Origin of the sequence: Pseudoxanthobacter sp., assembly GCF_036822375.1 — a bacterium.
Lineage (GTDB): Bacteria > Pseudomonadota > Alphaproteobacteria > Rhizobiales > Segnochrobactraceae > Pseudoxanthobacter.
This window is the reverse complement of record NZ_DAISHT010000027.1, coordinates 18766-26699: the sequence shown is the minus strand read 5'-3', so window position 1 is coordinate 26699 and position 7934 is coordinate 18766. Positions and strand designations below refer to the sequence as shown.

2 protein-coding genes and 1 tRNA gene are annotated in these 7934 nt (G+C 68.9%); all 3 read right to left on the bottom strand.

Annotation, left to right across the window (positions count from 1 at the left end; translation table 11 throughout):
- On the bottom strand, nt 1–5671 hold a 5671-nt coding region (locus V7067_RS04885; protein WP_334174758.1), incomplete at its 3' end, for a hypothetical protein.
- A gap of 998 nt (nt 5672–6669) precedes the next feature.
- Nucleotides 6670–6745, bottom strand: a tRNA-Thr gene (locus V7067_RS04880).
- A 253-nt stretch (nt 6746–6998) separates the two neighbouring features.
- Nucleotides 6999–7841, bottom strand: coding sequence for an RNA methyltransferase (locus V7067_RS04875; RefSeq protein WP_334174757.1), 843 nt, complete (start codon nt 7839–7841; stop codon nt 6999–7001).
- Nucleotides 7842–7934 lie beyond the last annotated feature (93 nt).

Sequence of the window (7934 nt, the reverse complement as noted above, 5' to 3'; positions counted from 1 at the left end):
CGATGAGACCGCCGACGCCGGCCAGCGACGCAGAGACATCGCCGGAGTTATCGACCAGAACGGTGCTGTCGTCGCCGATACCGACGCCGATCACGCCGGCAAGGCCGGCATCGACGGTGGCCGTGTTGCGGACCGCGACGAAGCCGTCGTCGCCGACGGTGAGGCCGCCGACACCGATGCCGAGGGCGGAGGTGGTGACATCGCCGGAGTTGTTGACCAGAACGGTGCTGTCGTCGCCGATGCCGACGCCGATCACGCCGGCAAGGCCGGCATCGACGGTGGCCGTGTTGCGGACCGCGACGAAGCCGTCGTCGCCGACGGTGAGGCCGCCGACACCGATGCCGAGGGCGGAGGTGGTGACATCGCCGGAGTTGTTGACCAGAACGGTGCTGTCGTCGCCGATGCCGACGCCGATCACACCGGCAAGGCCGGCATCGACGGAGCCGGAGTTGCGGACGGAGACGAAGCCGTCGTCGCCGACGGTGAGGCCGCCGACACCGATGCCAAGGGCGGAGGTGGTGACATCGCCGGAGTTATCGACGAGGACGGTGCTGTCGTCGCCGATGCCGACGCCGATCACACCGGCAAGGCCGGCATCGACGGAGCCGGAGTTGCGGACGGAGACGAAACCGTCGTCGCCGACGGTGAGGCCGCCGACACCGATGCCGAGGGCGGAGGTGGTGACATCGCCGGAGTTGTTGACCAGAACGGTGCTGTCGTCGCCGATGCCGACGCCGATCACACCGGCAAGGCCAGCATCGACGGAGCCGGAGTTGCGGACGGCGACGAAGCCGTCGTCGCCGACGGTGAGGCCGCCGACGCCGATGCCAAGGGCGGAGGTGGTGACGTTGCCGGAGTTGTCGACCAGAACGGTGCTGTCGTCGCCGATACCGACGCCGATCACACCGGCAAGGCCAGCATCGACGGAGCCGGAGTTGCGGACGGCGACGAAGCCGTCGTCACCGACGGTGAGGCCGCCGACACCGATGCCGAGGGCAGAGGTGGTGACGTCGCCGGAGTTGTTGACCAGAACGGTGCTGTCGTCGCCGATGCCGACGCCGATCACACCGGCAAGGCCAGCATCGACGGAGCCGGAGTTGCGGACGGCGACGAAGCCGTCGTCACCGACGGTGAGGCCGCCGACGCCGATGCCAAGGGCGGAGGTGGTGACATCGCCGGAGTTGTCGACGAGGACGACGTTGTCGTCGCCGATACCGACGCCGATCACGCCGGCAAGACCGGCGGTGACGGTACCGGAGTTGCGGACGGCGACGAGATCGTTATCGCCGACGGTGAGGCCGCCGACGCCGATGAGGCCGGCGTTGACGGTGCCCTGATTGTCGACCAGCACGGCGCTGCGGTCGCCGACGCCGACGCCGACCACACCGGCCGCGCCGGCATTGACGGTTCCGGCGTTGCGGACGGCGACGAGATCGTTGTCGCCGACGGTGAGGCCGCCGACGCCGATGCCGAGGGCGGTAACGCTGCCCTGATTGTCGACGAACACGGCGTTACGATCGCCGATGCCGACGCCGACCATGCCGGCAATGCCGCCGGTGACGATGCCGGAGCTGCTGTTGGTGACGGAGACGGTGTTGTCATCGCCAACCGCGACACCGGCCAGTCCGGCCAGCCCGCCGGTTGCCGTGCCGGTATTGTCGACATCGATGCGGTTGTCGTCGCCGACCCCAAGACCGAGCACGGCAACCAGACCGGCTTCGGCCGTGCCGGAATTGTCCACGTCGACGGTGCTGTCGTTACCGATGGCCGCACCGGCAACGGCCACGAGGCCGGCCTTGGCGGTGCCGTTGTTCGTGACGTCGATGTCGTTGGTGTCGCCAATGCCCGCGCCGACCAGCCCGGCCAGCCCGCCGGTGACGGTGCCCGCCGTGTCGTTGGTCGCCGCAATGGTGTTGTCGTCGCCGACGCCGACGCTGACCTGGCCCACGGCGCCGCCCAGAACGGTGCCGTTGTTATAGGTCGTGACGGTGTTGTCGTCGCCGATGCCGGCGGCGATCAGGCCGGCGATGCCGCCCTTTGCGGTGCCGTAGTTGTTGGCGGTGGCGGTGTTGTCGTCGCCGATGGCAACGTCCGCGGCGCCGATCAGGATGCCTTCGGCCGTGCCGTTATTGGTGGTGGTGCTGGTGTTGCTGTCGCCGACGGTGATGCCCGCGGCGCCGACGAGCGAGCCCTTCGCGGTGCCGTTATTGGTGACATTGACGGTGTTGCCGTCACCGAAGGCGAGACCGGCCATGCCGGCCAGTCCGCCGGTTGCGGTGCCGGCGATGTCGTTGGTGGCGTTGACGGTGTTGCCATCGCCGACCCCGAGGCCGACCAGCCCGGCGACGCCGCCTTCGGCCGTGCCGTTGTTGTAGGCCGTGACGGTGTTGTCGTCGCCGATGCCGGCGGCGATCAGGCCGGCGATGCCGCCCTTTGCGGTGCCGTAGTTGTTGGCGGTGGCGGTGTTGTCGTCGCCGATGGCAACGTCCGCGGCGCCGATCAGGATGCCTTCGGCCGTGCCGTTATTGGTGGTGGTGCTGGTGTTGCTGTCGCCGACGGTGATGCCCGCGGCGCCGACGAGCGAGCCCTTCGCGGTGCCGTTATTGGTGACATTGACGGTGTTGCCGTCACCGAAGGCGAGACCGGCCATGCCGGCCAGTCCGCCGGTTGCGGTGCCGGCGATGTCGTTGGTGGCGTTGACGGTGTTGCCATCGCCGACCCCGAGGCCGACCAGCCCGGCGACGCCGCCTTCGGCCGTGCCGTTGTTGTAGGCCGTGACGGTGTTGTCGTCGCCGATGCCGGCGCCGATCACCCCGACCAGCCCGCCCTTGGAGGTGCCGCTGTTGTTGGCGGCGTTGACGGTGTTGTTATCGCCGACCGCCAGACCGCCGATGCCGATCAGGCCGCCTTCCGCGGTGCCGGTGTTGGTAACGCCGACGGTGTTGTTATCGCCCACGCCGACGCTGAGGGCCGCGGCGAGGTCGGCCGTGGCCGTGCCGTTGTTGGTGACGTCGAGGGTGTTGCCATCGCCGATGGCGAGACCGCCGAGGCCGATCAGATAGCTGTCGACCGAGCCGTTGTTCACCACCTGCACGTCCGGCAGCACGCCGCCGGTGCCGTTGCCCACCTTCAGGGCGCCGACGCCCACGAGGGCCGCCGCAGAACCGGAGGTCACGGTGCCGTCGTTGTTGGCGACCGCGCGGCCGTCGCCGACATTGACGGCGATGGCGCCGATGACATCGGCATCGACGGTGCTGCCCGACGTGACGTTGCTGGTGGCGGTGCCGTTGCCGATGGCAAGGGAGGCGACGCCGATCAGCGGCGGATCGATCTCGCCGTTGATGGTGGCGGTGGCATTGCCCTGATTGGCGATGGCGCCGACGCCGACCACGCCGCCGGTTGCAACCGAAACCTTGCCGTTGGCGGTGACGTCGGTATCGCCATAGGTGTTGAAGCCGATGACGCCGCTGTAGGTGCCGGTCACGTCGCCGGTCGTCACATCCACCGTGCCGGGGGTGCCGCCGGTGGCAATGGAGCCGGCCAGTACGCCGATGCCGTTGGTGCCGGTCACGGTGCCGCCGGTGGTGTCGACGGTCACCTCGTTACCGCCGTTGCCCACCGCAAGAGCGGCAACGCCGATGCCGTTGTTGGCCGTGATATCGCCGCTGGTGTCGACATCGACCACAGCCTTGCCGTCGCCGAGCGGCAGGGTCGACAGGTCCGTCAGGTCGATGGAGCTGAGATCGATCGAGGTCGGATCGACCGACACGCTGCCGGCCACGGCCAGCACGCCGACGCTGGACCCGGTGATGTCGGCATCGCCCAGCACCTCGGTCTTGGCCACGCCCGGCGTGCCGCCGAGGGCGCCGCTGACGGCAATGGCCGAAATGCCCATGCCGCCGGTGCCGGTGACGGAACTGCCGCCGGCATCGACCTTGGTGCTGGCATCCATGTTGGCACCCACCGCCAGCGTGGTGATGCCGTTGTTGCTGCCCAGCACCGACGCCGTGCCGGTGGTGGTCACGTTGGCGATGCCGCCCGCGCCGAGCGCGCCGGTGGCCGTGGTCTTGATGCCGTCGCCGGACTGGCCGGTCACCGAGCCGTCGTTGATGGTGATGTCGGAGGCCCCGCCCACCACCAGCGTGGTGATGCCGTTGGTGCCGCCGGTGACGGTGGTGCCGTTGGTCGTGATACCGGTGCTGACACCGTTGATGTTGATGCCGTCGCCCGTGGTGCCGGTCACCGATCCGCCGGTCAGGTCCAGCGTGTTGCTGCCGCCGATGCCGCTGATGCCGTTGTCGCTGCCGCTGATCCCGGTGCCGTGGGTGGTCAGCGTGGAGGTGAGGCCGTTGAGGACGATGCCGTCGCCGTTCTTGCCCTCGATGGTGCCGTTGGTCAGGTTCAGCTTGTTGGTGACGGCGAGGGCGCTGATGCCGTTGGTGCCGCCGGTCACGTCAGTGCCGTTGGTGGTGATGTCGGCCAGCACGCCGGTGATGCCGATGCCGTTGCCCGCGGTGCCGGTGACGGAGCCGTTGGTCAGGTTCAGCGTGTTGCTGCCGCCCAGCGCGCTGATGCCATCGTCGCTGCCGATGATCTCGGTGCCGTGGGTGGTCAGCGTGGAGATGAGGCCGTTGAGGACGATGCCGTCGCCGTTCTTGCCCTCGATGGTGCCGCCGGTCAGGTCCAGCTTGTTGGTAATGGCGAGGGCGTTGATGCCGTTGGTGCCGCCGGTCACGTCAGTGCCGTCGGTGGTGATGTCGGCCAGCACGCCGCTGATGTTGATGCCGTTGCCCGCGGTGCCGGTGACGGAGCCGTTCGTCAGGTCGAGAGTGTTGCTGCCGCCCAGCGCGCTGATGCCATCGTCGCTGCCGATGACGGTGGTGCCGTGGGTGGTGATCGAGGAGGTGGCGCCGGTTGCCGTGATGCCGTCGCCGTTCTTGCCCTCGATGGTGCCGCCGGTCAGATCGAGCGTGTTCGACAGCGTGCCGGCCGTCCTGATGCCGTTGGTGCCGCCGGTCACGTCGGTGCCGCTGGTGGTGATCTTGCTGGTCAGGCCGCTGACCGAGATACCATCCTGCGTGGTGCCGGTGACCGAACCGCCGGTCAGATCCACGACCTGCGAGCCGGTCGCGCCGGTCACATAAATGCCGTAGGTACCGCCTTTGATGGTGGTATCGGTCGCCTCGATGTCTGCGTCGCCGGAGGCGTTGATGCCGCTGCCGCTGGTACCGGTGACGGAGCTGTTCTTCAGATCGGTGCTGACGATGGCGCCCCTGAGGGAAATGCCGTCGTCCGAGCCGGTCACGGTGGTGTGGTCGATGTTGACTTTCGCCGTGCCGATCAGCGCGGTGGTCGCATCCACGGAAATGCCGTCGCCGCCATTACCGGTAACGGCAGCCGGGCTGCCCGCCGTGCCATTGATCGTGACGGTGGCATTGCCGCCCTTGGCGTTGACGCCGGCCTGCGCGCCGGTTGCGACGGAACCCGCCCCGCCGTTGTAAGTGGCATTGCCGTCAACGAGGGTATCGTATCCGAGCACGTCGACAGCGTTCTGTCCCGGCGTCGTGCTGATCACCGTGCCGTTGTTGTTCACGACAGCATTGGAGCCGAAGATGCCGCCCTGCGCGCCCACGCCCGCGCCGCTCACGGTGACGCCGCTGTTGATCGTCACCGTCAGCGGGTTTCCGTTACCAAAGCCTGGCGTAGAAGTCCGGTTGCCGGTCGTGGTCGTCGTATTGCTGCTGTAGGTTTTGTTGGCCAGCGCGGACCCGGGGGTGCCGGCCAGCAAGGCAACGGCAATCGAGGTCGCAATGGCGGTGGTGCACAGCAGATGTGCCCGCGATCCCTGCGGCCGGCGATTCGGGCCATTTTGATTGTGAGAAGCCGTCCGCGACTGGACCAGAACCGTCATATCTATTCCCCCGCCCCCTTCAGGCCGCAGACCTGAAGCCCTTCAGCAGCCGGTGCGCAGCAACGGAGCACCGGCGATGCAATTCTGTGCATTCGAACATATACCCTACGGGGAGTTGCGCGGCGCCAACAAGCGGCAGAAAGGGTGAATCCGGGATTGCGATCACAAAACATCGCCTGCCGTTGCCGCGGGGCCACAGTCTGGCCCTGAATTTTAAAGTCCCATTTACGCATTCCGGTCCGCAAGCCGTTCCGGCCGTCGTGTTGGTGTCCAAAAGAACAGTGAATTGAAAGTGTTCTGCATATTTTGCGGCGCAAAATCCTGCCGCGCAGGAACGGGGCATGACAGTGCCGGGGAATCGCGCCGGTCGGCCCGGCAGCGTGCGACCGGCGCGGGCGGAGACGCTTCCGGTGCCGAAATGCGATCCTGAAGCGCCGGGAATTCCGGGCGTGCCCCGCGGCTGGCCGGTGCGCTGTCAGGGCCTGCGCCTGCGGCCCGCAGATGCGGCCGCCGGCTGCCCCGGAGATGGCCTCGAATGGCCGCGCTCCGGCGCGCCGCCCCGCCCGGGAAAGACTGCGCGAGGGGTCACCACACCCCAACCGTGCCGGCCGGAGCGCCATGGCCGGGCAAAGCCCCGTTTCGCGCCGCTCGTGGTGACAATCGCCGCGACCCGTCGTTCCGGGCGGGGCAGGCCGTCGGCAGTCCGCCCGCCCGGAGGCCGGCATGATGGAAATCTGGCCGCAAATTCAGACAAACGATGGTGCCGCGTGAGGGATTTGAACCCCCGACCTACCGCTTACAAGGCGGTTGCTCTACCAGCTGAGCTAACGCGGCCCGCGGGGTTCCGGAGGGGAACCCGGCAAGCAGGGCCATGGACCGCTATGACCGGGGCCGGCAGGCGGTGATGTCCGCTTCCGGTCCGGTTGTCCGGCCCGCCCCGGGCTGCCCGGAGCCGGACAGTCCGAAGGCGCCCCGGACGATTAGCACAGCTTGCCCCGGTGCGCACCCGGCAACACGATGTGGCGGCGCGGGTTTTCCACGCCGGACCGGTGCTGTCCGGCCCGGCCGCGGGTGCCTGTGCGGCGGATCAGGCGGCGCCGCTCTTCTGCCCGCGCAGGCGCCGGCCGATGACATAGAGCGCGACGGCGGCGGCATTGGAGACGTTGAGCGAGGCGAACGGCCCCGGTGCCTCCAGACGGACCACGGCGTCGGTGGCCGCGATCACGGCCTGCCGCAGGCCCTTGCCTTCCGAACCCAGCACCAGCACCACCCGGTCGCCCACCGGCACGCTTTCCAGATCGTGCTCTGCGGCGCTGTCGAGGCCGAGGATGGTGAAGCCGGCGGCCTTCAGATCCTCCAGCGTGCGCGGCAGGCTCTGCACCGGCCCGTGCGGCAGAAGGTCGACGGCGCCGGAGGCCGATTTGGCCAGCACGCCGCTTTCCGTCGGCGAATGGCGTGCCGTCGTCAGCATCGCATCGGCGCCGAGGGCCGAGGCCGAGCGCATGATGGCGCCGACATTGTGCGGATCGGTCACCTGATCGAGCGCCAGCACCAGATGCGCGCCGGCCAGATCGGCCGGGGCGACGGGGTTGAGCGGCTCGGTGATGAGCGCCAGCCCCTGATGCACGGCATCGGGCGGCACCATTTCGGCAACCACCTTCGGGTCCACCACCTCCGGGTCGACCGGCAGCACGATGCCGCTTTCGGCCAGCCGGGCGAGGGCGTTTCGGGTGGCGACAAGGCGATGCTTGGCCCGGGCCGGGTTGCCGAGCGCGGCGGCAACGGCGTGGATGCCGTAAATCACGATGCGGTCGGTGCCCGGGCTCCAGTGCATGCGGCGCTGGGCGGCGGGCTGGCGGCGCGGGGCCGGCCGGCCGGCCGGCGGCTTGCCCGGCTGTTTCGACGGATTGCTGGGGGGCTGCTCGGGCATCGGACACTCTTTTCTGCGGGCCGACCCGTCTTATAGGCAGCGCGGGCGGTTCCGTCCATTGCGGGCATCGCCGCGCCGGCCGGCGCCCGCGCC